The sequence below is a fragment of the Rhizobium sp. BK619 genome (assembly GCF_014195245.1).
GTDB classification, from domain to species: domain Bacteria; phylum Pseudomonadota; class Alphaproteobacteria; order Rhizobiales; family Rhizobiaceae; genus Rhizobium; species Rhizobium acidisoli.
Map to the genome: position 1 here is coordinate 142579 of NZ_JACIBH010000010.1, position 13457 is coordinate 156035.

Sequence of the window (13457 nt, forward strand, 5' to 3'; positions counted from 1 at the left end):
GCCACGCCCCGTCGCGCGTCACGCGCAGTCCGAAGCCCTACCAAGGCGTCTGCTTCGGCAGCATCTCGAAGGCCGCGAAGATATCCTCCGCAGTCCTCGGCTCATTCGAGCGCAGCTTGACCGTGCCGTCGCGCCCAATCAGGATCAGCCCGAACTCGCCGGATGGCGGGCCCTGCAGCCGCTCTCTGACATCGTCGGCATCGAGGTCGGAGCCATCGTCGAACAGCGAGAAAGCGCCGCCGCCGGCGATGATGAAAACCTCGACGTCTTCCTCGATGAGACGCATATGCGCGTTACGCAGCCATTCGTCCTGGATGACGGCGCGGTCGTCCTGGGCATCGGCAAAGATGATCAGTACCCGCTTCCTGTCGCGAAACTGCTCGAGCGACTGGGGAAGTTCCGGCTCACGCCTCGGCGTGCCGATGATTTCATGAACGATGGATTTCAGCATGGTGCTTATTCCTCACCCGCACTGGCGGCGGGCATGCCAGTAAACGGCTGGCAATGGGCGAGGTTCCGCCAGGAAGCGGAAAAGGATCGCAGCCATGGCCGCGATCCTCATCCTGTCAGTCGCGGTTCTGATCTTCGGCCGCGTGGGCCGAAACGGCGACGAGATCGACCGTGCCGTTGGGAAGCAGGCGCTTGCGCACCAGCACGCGCATGACGCGCGCCGCCGTCGAAAAGGTCATCTGGTCGAGCGGGCCTTCGCCCTCCCACGGCTTGGTCAGCCGCTCAGTGACGGCGCCGACGATGTTCATCGGCACGATGTCGGTGCATTCGCGCATGGCTTCGAAAACGAAGCCGATAGGGATGACCCGTCCTTCGTATGTAACGATCGGTTCGGTCAATTCGCTGTCCCATTCCTCGAAGGCGTAAAGTGCTTCGCGAAACAGCTGCTGGAGGGTAAACGGCGCGTGGCCGTCATGAAGTGGCGGCAGGGCATTCATCATGTCTGTCTCCTCTTGATGGGTTGAGGCCAAAGTCCTCCGGTCTCGGTCGCGCCAACGCGGGGAATGGCAGGTTTTGCTGCCCCTGCGAACCGAATAACACTATTGATTCTATAGAGTAACGCGCCGGGGTAAAGCCCAATTATGCACCCTTGCGGAAGCCAATTCCATAACGCGCTGATTTTCTTGCGTGTTTTAGTGGAAATTTTCTCATCCACGCCCCTTCCTGAAAATCCATGCCAGCGACTGCAAATCGCCCCGCAATGGCACGACGGAGCGAAAAAACCCTGCAAATTCACGGAACTTTTGCCGCTGTAATTTGTTTTGTTCTCACACTTCGAAAAACAGTCTGGGGTAATCACCAATGACGCAAATCCATGAACCGGAGCGCCGAAGCAGAATCCTGCGCGGCCGCCCGTATAGCCTTGATGAATTCGCTTCCAAATATGGCCTCGGCGGCGAGCAGGCCGAAAGCCTTTTCACCCGTTTTGGGCCTTCCTCGATCGAACTCGACCTGCTGATGGCTGCCAAGCGGCGCCTGCCGGTTCGGAACGACGGGCCGGTTCCGCAGGACAGGATTGCCGAATAATACCTTTCACGAATGGAATAGATAGATGAGCGACAGACGCAACGAATGGATCAGCAAAAGAGCTTACGCGATCTGGGAAGAACAGGGTCGCCCCGACGGGCGCGGTGACGAACACTGGCGCCAGGCAGTGGCCGAGCGCAACGCCCTGGAACGCACGCAAGCCTCTGTCGACGGCCGCGAGGTGCTGGTGAAATTTCGCCCGAAACAGCCGCGGCCGGAACTGCCGCTCCAGGATTGGCTCAACCCTTCGACGAAGGTTGGGTAATCCCAATCTCGGGTGGCCGGCCTCGTCCTTCGAGGCCCCTGCGGGGCACCTCAGGATGAGGGCGGAGGGAGGTTGCGGCTTGTGGCTCAGCAGAGAGCGGAGTGCCGTGACGCCGATAACCTAGCCGCTGGGCTCAACAACTAGCCCTCATGGCGGAGAGAAGGCGCGGCTTGCCTCATCACAGAGTGGAACGGCACGTCGGAGCCCAATTGCAAAACACGGCCCACCGCTCAGCCCACCAGCCACGCGGCACAACAACTAGCCCTCATGGTGAGGAGGCTTGCAGGGCCGTCTCGAACCACGAGGGCGGGTGGCTGGAACGCTCCAGCGCTGCACAATTGCCGCCCGCTCGCTCCCCATGCTAGCCTCCTGCCATGGAAGTCACCGTCTACATCCTCCGCTGCAGCGACGGCTCTTATTATACCGGGCTGACCAAGCAGGAGATCGAGGCGCGTGTCTGGGAGCACAATGCCGGCACCTATGACGGCTACACCGCCAAGCGCCTTCCCGTCGAACTCGTCTTCACCGAAACCTACGACCGCATCATCGACGCCATCGCCCGCGAGCGCCAGATCAAGGGTTGGTCAGGCCGCAAGAAGGAGGCGTTGATTGCCCTGGACTACGAGGCCTTACCGGAGTTGTCGAAGCGCGGGCCGATCGAGGTGGAGTGATCGCGGGTGGCCGACCCCGTCCTTCGAGGCCCCTGCGGGGCACCTCAGGATGAGGTCGGATAGAGGGTGCGGCTTGTGGCACCGGAGAGCGGAGCGGTAGCCAACGGCCAGACTCAGCGGTGCCACTCAGCCGTTCAGCATGCCACGGCACCCGATCTCCCACCAGCCGCCCGGCACACCAATCGCTCCCGATTTATACGACACAACGATCAGCCACCAGCCACACGGCACTACGATCAGCCCTCATCCTGAGGTGCGTAGGCCAAAGGCCGGAGCCTCGAAGGACGGGGGCGGGTGATGGGCGCCACCCCCATTGCCGGAGGAGATAGCGGTGGGCACCTCGTCCTTCGAGGCCCCTACGGGGCACCTCAGGATGAGGTGGAGAGAAGAGGCGCGCCAACAATGGCACAGTCTAGCCGTTTCCCGAGACACCAGCGCCGCCATTGGAAACTATTCATCAAGCATAATGGCACAAATCCAGGGAGTAGTGGCTTTCCGTTTGCCTCCCCGCAGCATTGCCGCTCGACACTTTCTTCGCAAAATCGGAAACGGTTGAGAATGAAAACGGGACACGGATTTCATCTCATCGTGGCCGATCCCGATGTCCCGGTCGGTGCTATAATATCGGCAAAAGCCTGAAAGCCCCGCCGGGGCGGGCCGTGTCAGAAAACGTTATTATCCACGCTAAGCGCCCTGTGGACCTCGGTCCAGAACAGCGCCAGCGGGGTGTCGCCGTTGCGTTCGGCAACGAGTGCGCGGATCAGCGCTTCGGAGCCTGCCATGTCCTGCCAGCTGGATTTCAGGCCCTTGGCGGCCTGTTGGCATTCGGCAATCTCGAAGGGTCGCTTGCTGTCCATATGAGGTCTCCTCGTGGAAAGGCGCTAGCAGGCGGAGCCGGGATTGTCATTCCCCGCATATGTGGGGGTGCCTTGTATTTGTGACGGTCCTCACGGTAGGATTGAGGGAATTGGGGCAGTGGAAATGATCGAGAATACCTATAGCGATAAGTTCGAGTCCGCCTTCGAACAGATCAAGGCGGCGGCCAATGTGGATGCTGCCATCCGCATTCTCCAGGCGGAATATGGCCTCGATTTCGTCACCTACCATCTCGCCCAGACGATCGCCAGCAAGATCGATTCGCCCTTCGTGCGCACCACCTATCCGGATGCCTGGGTCTCCCGCTACCTGCTGAACAGCTATGTGAAGGTCGATCCGATCGTCAAACAGGGATTCGAGCGCCAGCTGCCTTTCGACTGGAGCGAGGTCGAGCCGACGCCCGAGGCCTATGCCATGCTGGTCGACGCCCAGAAGCACGGCATCGGCGGCAACGGCTACTCCATTCCCGTCGCCGACAAGGCGCAGCGCCGCGCGCTGCTGTCGGTGAATGCCCGCATCCCGGCCGAGGAATGGACCGAGCTTGTCCGCCGCTGCCGCAACGAATGGATCGAGATCGCCCATCTGATCCATCGCAAGGCCGTCTACGAGCTGCACGGCGAGAACGACCCTGTGCCGGCCCTGTCGCCGCGCGAGATCGAATGCCTGCACTGGACGGCACTCGGCAAGGATTACAAGGATATCTCGGTCATCCTCGGCATATCAGAGCACACCACGCGCGATTACCTGAAGACCGCCCGCTTCAAGCTCGGCTGCGCCACGATCTCGGCCGCCGCCTCGCGGGCCGTGCAATTGCGCATCATCAATCCATAGTCTTCGGCCGGCGCATCTCGTGACGTCGGTCGTCATACTTTTGGGCTAATCCCCTCATCTGAGGGGGCCCATCTGAGGGAATTTCCGATCCGGCCCGCCTGAACCATTCTGCTCTCCACGAACTTGTAAACGCTGGAGGGCAAAATGTTCGTTATCATTCAGGCACATGAGTATCAGAAATACGCTGCCGTACTCGATCAGATGTTTCGCCTGCGCAAGAAGGTGTTCGCCGATACGCTCGGCTGGGACGTCCCCGTCATCGGCCCTTACGAACGCGACAGCTACGATGCGCTGGCTCCCGCCTATCTCGTCTGGTGCAACGACAGCCGCACGCGCCTTTACGGCGGCATGCGCCTGATGCCGACGACCGGCCCGACCCTTCTCTACGACGTTTTCCGCGAGACGTTTCCGGATGCCGCCAATCTCATCGCGCCGGGCATCTGGGAGGGCACGCGCATGTGCATCGACGAAGAGGCGATCGCCAGGGATCTCCCCCAGATCGACGCCGGCCGCGCCTTTTCGATGATGTTGCTTGCGCTTTGCGAATGCGCGCTCGATCACGGCATCCATACAATGATTTCCAACTACGAGCCCTATCTCAAGCGCGTCTACAAGCGCGCAGGCGCCGAAGTGGAAGAACTCGGCCGCGCAGACGGCTATGGCAAGCACCCCGTCTGCTGCGGCGCCTTCGAAGTGTCTGACCGCGTGCTGCGCAAGATGCGCACCGCCCTCGGCCTGACCCTACCCCTTTATATCAGACATGTTCCGGCCCGCTCGGTCGTGACGCAATTCCTGGAGATGGCAGCATGAACCGCCTCGCTGAAACCGCAATACAGAAAGATATCGGCGCCTTGGAGCGCCACGTGCTCGCCTCCCGCGACATCGCCACGCAGATCGGGGATCCCTTCCTCTCCTATCTCCTCTCGATGGCGCTGTTCACGATCTACGAGAAGAAGGCTCACCACGAGAACGAGGCGCTGAAGAGCAGCTTCAGCTGAGGGCGCGACCCCCTCCGCACGCCTGAAGACGAGCATGTCTCCCGGCGCCTCGCGCGCAGCCGCAAAACCTGTCCCCGTTTTGCGGCTGCGCGCCCCTTCATGTCATCAGGGGATTGCCGTCACGTCATCAGGGAATCGATCGTCGAGATCAGCGCGTCGTGCATATAGGGTTTCGGCAGGAAGGCGGTGTTGGCGGGCAGCGCCATGGGGTCGAGCCGCACCATGCCCGAGGTGATGATGATGCCGATATTCGGCCGCATCGCCCTCACCCGCGTGGCAAGCTGGATCCCGTCCATCGTACCCGCCATATTGACGTCGGTGAACAGGATATCGACATCCTGCCTGCCCTTCAGCACCACCATCGCCTCGTCGGCATTCGCCGCCTCCAGCGCCACATGGCCGACCTCTTCAAGCACATCGAGAACATTGAACCGGATCAGCGGCTCATCCTCGACGATAAGCACCACGGCACTGTTCAACGCCACCATCTGCGATCGCCCTCTTTATCGAATCCAATCTCTGTAATTGTCGCCCGCGCGAGAAGGTTCCAGTGCCGGAACCGATGAAATATGCATCGTCCACAGATGCTTGCGCTCTGCGCTTGTGGCTCCCTGCAATTTGCGTTAGAGCGAACCGATGCTGCGGGAACCATTGCCCCGGCATCACGGTGCCGGTCTCCGGCGCCAAGACGCCCACCATCGGCGTCAAGGGCCTGTAGCTCAATGGTTAGAGCCGGCGGCTCATAACCGCTTGGTTGGGGGTTCGAGTCCCTCCGGGCCCACCAGCTTTTTATTCACCTCAACGGGTTAACCAAGCAAATCACTGTAGTCCGACGCGGAAAACCGGAATTTTGACACTGGGTTCCGGAATTTTGAAGGCCTTTTAAATCCAGCCTGAAGCTGCATTATGAATGCCTCTTAGAATGCTTGGAGGCCGAGTCGTGAACTCATGAGGAATCAAAACTCTTCTTGATGACAAAATGCGCGCGACACCATGGGTCTTCGTCGATCAGCCGCGTATGTGATTGAAGATTTTGGATCGAAACTGATGGCAACAGATCACTACATCCCGCAAAGCCTCCTACGCCGCTTCGTGGAACATACCCAAGGCCGCAACCTCAGTGTCTTGGACAAAATCTCCGGAAAGATATTTCACCCCGCAGTCAAAGATTTTGGGATTGAGGACTGCCACACATTTTCACTGGATATGCGAACAGAATTCGCAGACGACAATTTGCCGAAAGTAGAAACGCTTATAAACGAGAATTTCGAGGATCCTGTAGCCCCGCTTTTCGAAAGAGTGGTCAGTAATTCAAGTTTGATTGGACTTACCCCTGAAGAACGCCGACTCATCATTCGCTTTGTCGCGCTCCAGTGGGTCCGTGTGCCCGGGCGAGTGTTCGACATGCGGTCAGCAATGTCTAGAACCTTCGAAACGGCGGAGCCGGCAAGAAACCTCAGAGTGTATGGCACGCCCAACAAGCCGGATCAGTCACGTGATTTGGCCTTGATGGGATTTCTCATCAGTGCTGAGAGCTTATCCAATGTCCTCGAGCGCGCGCACCTGGCTTTGGCGCTGGCGCCCGACGATTCGGCGGTCATTGGCGACAGCCCGATAGTAACGCATTCATATTTTGAGATGGCGACGAATGTACATGCAGCGTTCATGGTCTCAGCGCGCGATAGCGATGCATTTCTGCCTATTTCGCCACGTCACATCCTGTATTTGCACACCGATGCGAACGCTCAAACAGGGGCATGCGGCAGCACGCTCTCCACGCCCCTGCATCTTTCGAACGATGCAATGAATTACTTAAATGGTCTTCAAGGTAAGGCCGCAGTCCGCTACATCGTGCTGCCGAGAGAAGATCAAATAGCACAGCTACAGGTCGACACAGCCGTGCAAGAACCACAAAGGTACAATTTCAAGCGCGCTTTCTCAACGATCAGCTGACTTCGGGAATCGCCGGATAGCCCAACAGTTTCAGAGAGGCCCTCAGAGCCGATTGATACGCGAATGATCGGCCCAATCGTCAAACCACCTGCGTTTCGATAGAAGTTGTGGTACTTTTTAGTGGATGTCGTTGTTGTCGGGAGGGGTAGCAATTCATGGTCGTGCACAGGGATATGACTAGCGACGAATGGAAGTGGCTTGTGCGCCTTTGCCAACACGAAGCGGATAGCATTCCGAAGGAAATCGAAGCGCGGTTTACCGAACTTGGTCTGCTGGGGCCGAATGGTCTTTCGGACAATGCCAGGAATTTGGTTCAAAATGAACTGCTGGCAGAGCGACGGAACAGACTGCAAGGGCTTCACTGAGTGATACGCTTGGACGCCAGGCAGGAGTCCAAAGCGGTGATGTTCATTGCGGCACGGCCCAAGCCGGAAAACCGACTATCTCGGTTCCGGGCTTGGTTGTTTTCTGCCAATGCTCGAGCCGGCCTTTAATAGCTGCAGGAGCGACCGTCGCTGGGTCTGAACCCGCCGCCGCAGGCCGGGTTGAGCGGCAGCTCTTCCCGATAATAACCGCCGCCGATCGACGAGGTCTGATCGAGATTTCCGGATGACGTGCAGGCCGAAGTGATCGTGGCAAGGCTGATCAGCGTTCCGGTCGCGATAAATGCGAAAAATCGGTTCATCTGAGCTTCTCCTTCGGAGGGCCTTGGCTTGGCCCTGAACGGAGAATTTACCACGCGATCCCGTATGTTCGCGAGGATTTATGGTGTGAGAGTGCCCTTCGGTGGCCCTCATAACGCCAATGTGATCTCCCAAGCCATGCACTGTCGCATAACTGTCATGTAAAATTGCCCATTGCGATGGCAGCTTGGGCAAAATATATGCTGCCGGCTAACAAAAAAAAGAATGAGTGAACTGCCATGAGTGCCCTGCATAGACTTTTCAACCGCAATCTCCTGACCCGTTTCGTAACCGGTCTCGGCGCGGTTCCCCAGCGTTTTCGCGACGCACGCGAAGAGCGCAAGCCGGCGATCCATCCGTCTTTCATGGATGATTTCGGCGCTTAAATCTGCAATGTGTCCGCTGGCCGCAGGTAAGGCAAACGACCTTATCCTGGCTGGCGCGCGCCCTCAGTTCACTGCGGGCGCTGCCGGTTCGCCCCAGCTCGATATGGGTTGACCGGCCTTGGTTGCCACCCTCACATCATAGAGCGCGAGCGACGCCTGAAGCTGCCGCATGTCGTTGCAGCGGTTGATGATGCCGCCGATATATTGCACGCAGTCGCTGGCGCTGCCCTGCACCGAGCCCGTCGCCCAATCCTTGACGATCCCGTCGGCGCCCACCAGGAAATAGGACAGCCGGTTGTTCTGCGACACCGTGGAGCTGCCGACCAGGCCGACGAAATTCGTGCCGGTCTCGGTCTTGGCGGCGGGCGTCATATGCCGGTAAATCGTCATGCCGTTCTTCAACGGCGTAGAGCCGATCATCGGCCCATAGCTTGCGTTGGAGCCGGAAAGCTGCGCCATCGGCGACTGGCCGAGGTTGGCGATCTCCGTATAGGGTTTGCCCAGCGCATAGCTGGTGTAGGAGCGGTTGGCGGCATTTTCAGCCTTTTCCGCCACCTGGGAGCAGCCCGCCAGGCCGATGGCGAGGCTGATCGAAAGAACTGTTATGAAGCGCATACTGCCCCCTTGCCGGGCACAGCGTGCCCGCCCCTGTTTCTTAACCCGCTGTCTTTGCTATCAGGTTTGGGGGATTTGGGAAGGTGGTGGGTCGGAAGAGGCAGGAACGGAGGGGCTGTGCCGTGGCAGCCCCCCTCTGCCCTGCCGGGCATCTCCCCCACGGGTGGGGAGATCGCAAGTGGCCAAACCTTCGCGTCCGTCTAGCGGTTCGTCGTGCTGTGACGTCAATTGTTTGGGCAAGCCCGCGCGCCCAGCCAATCTCCCCACCTGTGGGGGAGATGCCCGGCAGGGCAGAGGGGGCCGACCACGGCACAGCCTCTCCGCTACTCACCGTCGAGCCGGATTCGAGTTCCACACCCGCACCTTCACATTTTTCTCTCCGGACGCACTCGCCCTTCTCTTCCGCCGCAATAGCTTCACAATCAACCGACAGAAAGTTCATCCGGGAAACGACAACTAGGGAATGAAACATGGCGCCGATTCTCTCCAAGACTCTTCTGATGACTGCCCTTCTCACCCTGCCGCTCGGCAGCGCAGCGCCGGTGTTGGCGCAGGAGGCAAAGCCGCGTGAGGCGGTGATTTCGGTGACGGGGGATGGTGAATCGGCCGTCGCGCCCGATATGGCCGTCGTCAATCTTGCCGTCGTCAAGCAGGCAAAGACCGCCCGCGAAGCGCTCGATGAGAACAACAAGGCGATGAACGAGGTGCTGAAGGCGCTGAAGGACGGCGGCATTGCCGAGCGCGATCTGCAGACCTCCGGCTTCTCAATCCAGCCGCAATACAACTACCCGCAGCCGGTCGATGGTCAGCAGCAGCAGCCGCAGCTGATCGGCTACCAGACGATTAATTCCATCACCATCAGGCTGCGCGATCTCGCCAAGCTCGGCCAGGTGATCGACCAGTCCGTCACCCTCGGCATCAACCAGGGCGGCGACATCCAGTTCACCAACGACAAGCCGCAAGCTGCCCTTGAAGAGGCGCGCAAAAATGCCGTCGCCGAGGCGGTGAAGAAGGCGAAGACGCTGAGCGAAGCCGCCGGCGTCAAGCTTGGCCGCATCATCGAGATCAACGAGAATGCGCCTCGCCCGATGCCACAGCCGGCCTATCGCGCCACGATGATGAAGGAGGCCGATGCGGCCGTTCCCGTCCAGAGCGGCGAGAACAATTACAGTGTCAGCGTCACCGTGACTTTTGCGATTGAGCAGTAAAATCACGCCGGCGGCAGCTAAAACCCCTCCCCACAAGAGTCCCTTGTGGGGAGGGGTTGGGGAGGGGTCTGCCGAGCGCAGAAAATCCTACAAAAAGAAAACCGCCCTTGCCGATCCGGGGAGACTGGCAAAGGCGGTTCTGGCCGCCGCATCGGGGAGACGGGGCGGTATTCTAGTTTATCAGCGGCGCAGAGCCGGGCAGCCGCGGACATTGCCGAAGCTCATTTCGCCGGGGCCGCGGCGTGTCCAGCCCTGGACGATGACGCGGCGGGGCGTGATGTCGACGACGCGGGCGCGGCGGAAGCCGTAATCGCGGGCCATATCTTCAGCCAGACGCGGATCGCAGCCGCGCGGCCGGCGATCGTAGCCCGGACGGTCGTAGCCGGGAGCCGGACGGCGGTAATCCCGCGGCGCGTCACGGTCCTGATCGCCGATAATGATATTCAACTGCGCGGCGGCGGGCGCCACCGTGCCGGCAAGGGTGCCGGCGGTCAGCATGACGGCAAGACCCGCCTTTGCCAAAAACTGCATCATCGAAAAACCTTTCGTTTCAAAGTCGGTGCGGCCGAGCCGCCTGCCTTGTTACTCCGCCCTCCGCCGAAGCGTCATGCGGGAATCACTCATACGGGTTAGAGAAGAAACGGCTGAAAGTGTCGCAGTCAAGGCAAAAGCGGCCGGCAAGCGCCGAGTTGGCGCTTGCCGGCGCAGTCCTCAGCGCCGGATCAGCGGGCAGCCGCGGACATTCGCGAAGGTAATCCTGTCCCAGCCGCGGCGGTCGCGGCCAGCAACGACGACGACGCGCGGCGACATGCGGGTGATGCGGGCATCGCGCAGGCCGAAATCACGTGCCTTGCGCACGGCATGCATCGGCGAGCAGGCGCGGATCGGGCGATGATATTGCGCCTCGACGACGAAATTCGTCTGCGGCCCTGCAGCTGCCGCGGTGGTGACAGTGGCCGGGACGGCGCAGAGGGCGAGCAATGCGGCAAGCGAGGCCTTGGCGAGAAAATGTGTCATGGGGCGTCTCCGTCGATTGGTCTTATTTTTATGCATGCCGTTGTTGCGCGGCATGCCTGGCTCTCCCTTCAGGGATTGTCCCGACAGTAAACGCTGCAAACTGAATGGTGTTCGAACCAGCCATTCAGTTTTCATTCAGAAGGATTAATCCTTTCAGTATCCGAGATGCAGGACGATTTCCCGCCGGTGCGGCCGGTCGCGATGCTCGAAGAGATAGAGGCCCTGCCAGGTGCCGAGCATCAGCCGGCCGCGGGCGACGGGAATGCCGATCGAGACCTGCGTCAGCGCTGCCTTGATATGCGCCGGCATGTCGTCCGGCCCCTCGGCGCGATGCACGACCCAGCCCATCGACGGATCGGAGGCCGGCGGCACGAGGCGGCGGAAGAAGGAAAGCAGGTCGGTTTGCACGTCGGGATCGGCATTTTCCTGGATCAGCAGCGAGCAGGAGGTGTGGCGCACGAAGACGGTGAGAAGCCCCTCCTCCCGCCCCGAAGCTCTGACGAAGGCATCCGCCTGATCGGTGAATTCGTAAAGGCCCTGTCCGCGTGTGGATAGGCTCAGGATCGTCTGGGGCAAGGCGCTCTCCCGTCTCGGAATGTTATCGCCGCGAGGTGGCGCTCCATGACGGCCAAGTCAATGCCTGATGAGTTCAGAGTTTGATCAGCGTCTCGAAGCCGCCATAGATCATCCGCTTGCCATCGATGGGCATCTGCCATTGGTCGCCCTTGAGCCTCGGATCGGCCATCACCTTGGCGTTGACGTCGTCGCGCTGCTGCCGCGACCGGTAGACGATCCAGGCAAACACCACCACCTCGTCCTCCTTGGCCTGCACGGCGCGGGGAAACGAGGTCAGCTCGCCATAGGGCACGTCGTCGCCGATACATTCGACATATTCGAGCGCCCCATATTCCTTCCAGATCGTGCCGGCGAAGGTCGAGAATTTCTTATAGGCCTCGATATTCTCCTTCGGCACCGCCACGATGAAACCGTCGACATAGGACATAACACGCCTCCTTCACATTCTCGCGTTGGGGGGAGAAATAGGAGCGCCGCCGGGCAGGTCCAGGGATGAGGCGGCCACGGATTTTCGCGGCGGATCGTACGAAATCGCGAAGTAAGAAATTGCGCCAACCTGAAGACAACGTATAAGTGGCAATCTTCAGGTCCCATCCGTCATTTCATTTAGCGGTTTTTCATGCGTGTTATTGCTGCATCTGTCTTTTGTGTAACTCTGATACAAACCGTAACCGTTCACGGGGCGGAAGATAGTCGCTCTTCGCATTTGCGAGCGCTCGATGGAGAGGATAAGTCCTGCTATGCTGTCAACCGTGCATACGAAAACATGCACAATAGCGGGCGCTACAGCTTTACCATATCTGAGTTGAGAGCGGATGGTCATCCCATCCCTTACATGGAGGCGCGGGCGAGAGACGGTATCTTCTATTCCAGAATCGAAAATGGCGTTTGGAATGAGGATAGGCGTTTCCCCATCCGTACTCCTCTCGATGCAAATTCAGGGCTGCCAATCTTCACATCCTGCAAAGAACTCGAGGATTCGCACACCGAAGGAGAGCCAGCTTTTCACTACTCCGCGCACTGGCGGCGTTACAAATGGAGCGCGGCAATAGACATCTGGATATCCAAGACTTCAGGGCAATTTATCAAGACAATCAGCCGCTATGATCAAGGCGCAGGCGAGATGCCATTTCCGGTGGCCGTGCAAATAATGGACTATGACAGAGCCCACGCGGTCAAACCGGTCACTGAGAATCAATAATCGCCCACTGAATTCCTGACGATCACGGCCCATTCACCAGCTTGAGGATGAGCTGCTGGATATTGCCGCCGTCGCCCATTTCGATCTTGTCGAAGTCGCGGCCACGCTGACGCTGTTTTGCCGAGATCTCGCCGAGGCGTCGGGTCAGTTCGATGCGGATCTTCTTGCAATCGGGATCGTCGGCAACGGTCAGGCCGATGCTCATCGTCTCGATTTCCCTAACCATCTCCTTGATGGTCACGCCATGCACCCGCTCATGCGCCTGCACGCCTGCGATGAAGCTCTCCCAACTTCTCTGGACGGCCGGCGGCAGCGCTGTCGAGGGTTTCGGCAGCGTATAGGTGATGATCAGTTTCGGCCTGTTGGTGGTGATGACGCAGGCGCCGCCTTGCGCTTCGTATTTCCGGGTCCAGGTCAGCTTGAAGGTCGTATGCGCGATCACCCGGCCATTGCCGACTTCAGGCCCCCGCGCCCCGATCGATTCGTAGAGTTCGGCGCCGGTCTTGCCGGATATCGAATAGGGCCGCACTTCTTCCACGGCCTGCCATTCGGCCAGTGCAGCGGCTGGCGACAAGGCAAAAATCGCCGCCAGGACATAGGATAGAAAAGTTTTCGTCACGCGCGGACCCCGCCGAATGATG

22 protein-coding genes and 1 tRNA gene are annotated in these 13457 nt (G+C 59.6%); 12 read left to right on the forward strand and 11 right to left on the reverse strand.

The window, feature by feature from the left end:
* Positions 1-37: 37 nt before the first annotated feature.
* Together FHX14_RS19965 and FHX14_RS19970 are read right to left on the reverse strand one after the other, a co-directional pair.
* Positions 38-451: a DUF4174 domain-containing protein gene (locus tag FHX14_RS19965; protein WP_184378288.1), complete on the reverse strand. Its 414-nt coding sequence runs from the start codon at positions 449-451 to the stop codon at positions 38-40.
* Between the two features lie 115 nt (positions 452-566).
* Positions 567-950, reverse strand: coding sequence for a hypothetical protein (locus tag FHX14_RS19970; RefSeq protein ID WP_184378289.1), 384 nt, complete (start codon positions 948-950; stop codon positions 567-569).
* Between the two features lie 361 nt (positions 951-1311).
* On the opposite strand from FHX14_RS19970, the gene FHX14_RS19975 reads away from it, so the two are divergent.
* The 3 genes from FHX14_RS19975 to FHX14_RS19985 all read left to right on the forward strand — a co-directional run bounded on the left by FHX14_RS19975 (position 1312) and on the right by FHX14_RS19985 (position 2472).
* Positions 1312-1536, forward strand: a complete 225-nt coding sequence (locus FHX14_RS19975) for a hypothetical protein (protein WP_012558422.1) — start codon at positions 1312-1314, stop codon at positions 1534-1536.
* Positions 1537-1561: 25 nt separating this feature from the next.
* A complete protein-coding gene (locus FHX14_RS19980; protein ID WP_003593256.1) occupies positions 1562-1801 on the forward strand; it encodes a DUF2934 domain-containing protein in 240 nt (79 codons plus the stop codon).
* A 374-nt stretch (positions 1802-2175) separates the two neighbouring features.
* Positions 2176-2472, forward strand: a complete 297-nt coding sequence (locus tag FHX14_RS19985) for a GIY-YIG nuclease family protein (protein ID WP_184378291.1) — start codon at positions 2176-2178, stop codon at positions 2470-2472.
* A 662-nt stretch (positions 2473-3134) separates the two neighbouring features.
* Here FHX14_RS19985 and FHX14_RS19990 read toward each other — a convergent pair.
* Positions 3135-3329: a hypothetical protein gene (locus tag FHX14_RS19990; RefSeq protein WP_003593254.1), complete on the reverse strand. Its 195-nt coding sequence runs from the start codon at positions 3327-3329 to the stop codon at positions 3135-3137.
* Between the two features lie 124 nt (positions 3330-3453).
* Here FHX14_RS19990 and FHX14_RS19995 point away from each other — a divergent pair, with 124 nt between their 5' ends.
* The 3 genes from FHX14_RS19995 (at position 3454) to FHX14_RS20005 (ending at position 5177) form a co-directional block, all read left to right on the forward strand.
* On the forward strand, positions 3454-4179 hold the full coding sequence (locus tag FHX14_RS19995; protein ID WP_184378292.1) for a LuxR family transcriptional regulator: 726 nt from the start codon (positions 3454-3456) through the stop codon (positions 4177-4179).
* A gap of 144 nt (positions 4180-4323) precedes the next feature.
* Positions 4324-4989 carry an acyl-homoserine-lactone synthase gene (locus tag FHX14_RS20000; protein ID WP_184378294.1) on the forward strand — a complete coding sequence of 222 codons (666 nt, stop codon included), beginning with the start codon at positions 4324-4326 and terminating at the stop codon, positions 4987-4989.
* A complete protein-coding gene (locus FHX14_RS20005; protein ID WP_003593249.1) occupies positions 4986-5177 on the forward strand; it encodes a hypothetical protein in 192 nt (63 codons plus the stop codon). The genes FHX14_RS20000 and FHX14_RS20005 overlap by 4 nt, the downstream gene beginning before the upstream one ends.
* Before the next feature lie 119 nt (positions 5178-5296).
* Here FHX14_RS20005 and FHX14_RS20010 read toward each other — a convergent pair whose 3' ends face one another.
* The gene (locus tag FHX14_RS20010) at positions 5297-5665 is read right to left on the reverse strand and encodes a response regulator (RefSeq protein ID WP_184378296.1); all 369 of its coding nucleotides are present in this window, start codon (positions 5663-5665) and stop codon (positions 5297-5299) included.
* 220 nt (positions 5666-5885) lie between these two features.
* Between FHX14_RS20010 and FHX14_RS20015 the strand changes: the two genes are divergently transcribed.
* The 3 genes from FHX14_RS20015 (at position 5886) to FHX14_RS33475 (ending at position 7495) form a co-directional block, all read left to right on the forward strand.
* Positions 5886-5961: transfer RNA gene (locus FHX14_RS20015), tRNA-Ile, on the forward strand.
* Positions 5962-6224: 263 nt separating this feature from the next.
* Positions 6225-7130, forward strand: coding sequence for a DUF4238 domain-containing protein (locus FHX14_RS20020; protein WP_184378298.1), 906 nt, complete (start codon positions 6225-6227; stop codon positions 7128-7130).
* 155 nt (positions 7131-7285) lie between these two features.
* The gene (locus FHX14_RS33475; RefSeq protein WP_012558428.1) at positions 7286-7495 is read left to right on the forward strand and encodes a hypothetical protein; all 210 of its coding nucleotides are present in this window, start codon (positions 7286-7288) and stop codon (positions 7493-7495) included.
* A gap of 125 nt (positions 7496-7620) precedes the next feature.
* Here FHX14_RS33475 and FHX14_RS20025 read toward each other — a convergent pair whose 3' ends face one another.
* Entirely contained in the window at positions 7621-7815 is a 195-nt protein-coding gene (locus tag FHX14_RS20025; protein ID WP_012558430.1) for a hypothetical protein, read from the reverse strand.
* A 237-nt stretch (positions 7816-8052) separates the two neighbouring features.
* On the opposite strand from FHX14_RS20025, the gene FHX14_RS20030 reads away from it, so the two are divergent.
* Positions 8053-8199, forward strand: coding sequence for a hypothetical protein (locus tag FHX14_RS20030; protein WP_184378300.1), 147 nt, complete (start codon positions 8053-8055; stop codon positions 8197-8199).
* A gap of 63 nt (positions 8200-8262) precedes the next feature.
* Here FHX14_RS20030 and FHX14_RS20035 read toward each other — a convergent pair whose 3' ends face one another.
* Entirely contained in the window at positions 8263-8814 is a 552-nt protein-coding gene (locus FHX14_RS20035) for a hypothetical protein (protein WP_184378302.1), read from the reverse strand.
* Positions 8815-9284: 470 nt separating this feature from the next.
* On the opposite strand from FHX14_RS20035, the gene FHX14_RS20040 reads away from it, so the two are divergent.
* A complete protein-coding gene (locus FHX14_RS20040; RefSeq protein WP_184378304.1) occupies positions 9285-10022 on the forward strand; it encodes an SIMPL domain-containing protein in 738 nt (245 codons plus the stop codon).
* Positions 10023-10202: 180 nt separating this feature from the next.
* On the opposite strand, the gene FHX14_RS20045 is transcribed toward FHX14_RS20040, so the two are convergent.
* The 4 genes from FHX14_RS20045 to FHX14_RS20060 all read right to left on the reverse strand — a co-directional run bounded on the left by FHX14_RS20045 (position 10203) and on the right by FHX14_RS20060 (position 12042).
* Entirely contained in the window at positions 10203-10556 is a 354-nt protein-coding gene (locus tag FHX14_RS20045) for a hypothetical protein (protein WP_184378306.1), read from the reverse strand.
* Positions 10557-10733: 177 nt separating this feature from the next.
* The gene (locus FHX14_RS20050; RefSeq protein ID WP_003593208.1) at positions 10734-11039 is read right to left on the reverse strand and encodes a hypothetical protein; all 306 of its coding nucleotides are present in this window, start codon (positions 11037-11039) and stop codon (positions 10734-10736) included.
* Positions 11040-11192: 153 nt separating this feature from the next.
* The gene (locus FHX14_RS20055) at positions 11193-11615 is read right to left on the reverse strand and encodes a secondary thiamine-phosphate synthase enzyme YjbQ (RefSeq protein ID WP_184378308.1); all 423 of its coding nucleotides are present in this window, start codon (positions 11613-11615) and stop codon (positions 11193-11195) included.
* A gap of 73 nt (positions 11616-11688) precedes the next feature.
* On the reverse strand, positions 11689-12042 hold the full coding sequence (locus FHX14_RS20060; protein WP_184378310.1) for a DUF1428 family protein: 354 nt from the start codon (positions 12040-12042) through the stop codon (positions 11689-11691).
* Between the two features lie 192 nt (positions 12043-12234).
* Here FHX14_RS20060 and FHX14_RS20065 point away from each other — a divergent pair, with 192 nt between their 5' ends.
* Entirely contained in the window at positions 12235-12816 is a 582-nt protein-coding gene (locus tag FHX14_RS20065; protein WP_184378312.1) for a hypothetical protein, read from the forward strand.
* A 22-nt stretch (positions 12817-12838) separates the two neighbouring features.
* Here FHX14_RS20065 and FHX14_RS20070 read toward each other — a convergent pair whose 3' ends face one another.
* On the reverse strand, positions 12839-13435 hold the full coding sequence (locus tag FHX14_RS20070) for a DUF922 domain-containing protein (protein WP_184378313.1): 597 nt from the start codon (positions 13433-13435) through the stop codon (positions 12839-12841).
* Positions 13436-13457: the final 22 nt, after the last annotated feature.

Coding starts and splice junctions, on each gene's coding strand:
- FHX14_RS19965 (WP_184378288.1), bottom strand. CDS start 451: ATGCTGAAATCCATCGTTCATGAAATCATCGGCACGCCGAGGCGTGAG.
- FHX14_RS19970 (WP_184378289.1), bottom strand. CDS start 950: ATGATGAATGCCCTGCCGCCACTTCATGACGGCCACGCGCCGTTTACC.
- FHX14_RS19975 (WP_012558422.1), top strand. CDS start 1,312: ATGACGCAAATCCATGAACCGGAGCGCCGAAGCAGAATCCTGCGCGGC.
- FHX14_RS19980 (WP_003593256.1), top strand. CDS start 1,562: ATGAGCGACAGACGCAACGAATGGATCAGCAAAAGAGCTTACGCGATC.
- FHX14_RS19985 (WP_184378291.1), top strand. CDS start 2,176: ATGGAAGTCACCGTCTACATCCTCCGCTGCAGCGACGGCTCTTATTAT.
- FHX14_RS19990 (WP_003593254.1), bottom strand. CDS start 3,329: ATGGACAGCAAGCGACCCTTCGAGATTGCCGAATGCCAACAGGCCGCC.
- FHX14_RS19995 (WP_184378292.1), top strand. CDS start 3,454: ATGATCGAGAATACCTATAGCGATAAGTTCGAGTCCGCCTTCGAACAG.
- FHX14_RS20000 (WP_184378294.1), top strand. CDS start 4,324: ATGTTCGTTATCATTCAGGCACATGAGTATCAGAAATACGCTGCCGTA.
- FHX14_RS20005 (WP_003593249.1), top strand. CDS start 4,986: ATGAACCGCCTCGCTGAAACCGCAATACAGAAAGATATCGGCGCCTTG.
- FHX14_RS20010 (WP_184378296.1), bottom strand. CDS start 5,665: ATGGTGGCGTTGAACAGTGCCGTGGTGCTTATCGTCGAGGATGAGCCG.
- FHX14_RS20020 (WP_184378298.1), top strand. CDS start 6,225: ATGGCAACAGATCACTACATCCCGCAAAGCCTCCTACGCCGCTTCGTG.
- FHX14_RS33475 (WP_012558428.1), top strand. CDS start 7,286: ATGGTCGTGCACAGGGATATGACTAGCGACGAATGGAAGTGGCTTGTG.
- FHX14_RS20025 (WP_012558430.1), bottom strand. CDS start 7,815: ATGAACCGATTTTTCGCATTTATCGCGACCGGAACGCTGATCAGCCTT.
- FHX14_RS20030 (WP_184378300.1), top strand. CDS start 8,053: ATGAGTGCCCTGCATAGACTTTTCAACCGCAATCTCCTGACCCGTTTC.
- FHX14_RS20035 (WP_184378302.1), bottom strand. CDS start 8,814: ATGCGCTTCATAACAGTTCTTTCGATCAGCCTCGCCATCGGCCTGGCG.
- FHX14_RS20040 (WP_184378304.1), top strand. CDS start 9,285: ATGGCGCCGATTCTCTCCAAGACTCTTCTGATGACTGCCCTTCTCACC.
- FHX14_RS20045 (WP_184378306.1), bottom strand. CDS start 10,556: ATGATGCAGTTTTTGGCAAAGGCGGGTCTTGCCGTCATGCTGACCGCC.
- FHX14_RS20050 (WP_003593208.1), bottom strand. CDS start 11,039: ATGACACATTTTCTCGCCAAGGCCTCGCTTGCCGCATTGCTCGCCCTC.
- FHX14_RS20060 (WP_184378310.1), bottom strand. CDS start 12,042: ATGTCCTATGTCGACGGTTTCATCGTGGCGGTGCCGAAGGAGAATATC.
- FHX14_RS20065 (WP_184378312.1), top strand. CDS start 12,235: ATGCGTGTTATTGCTGCATCTGTCTTTTGTGTAACTCTGATACAAACC.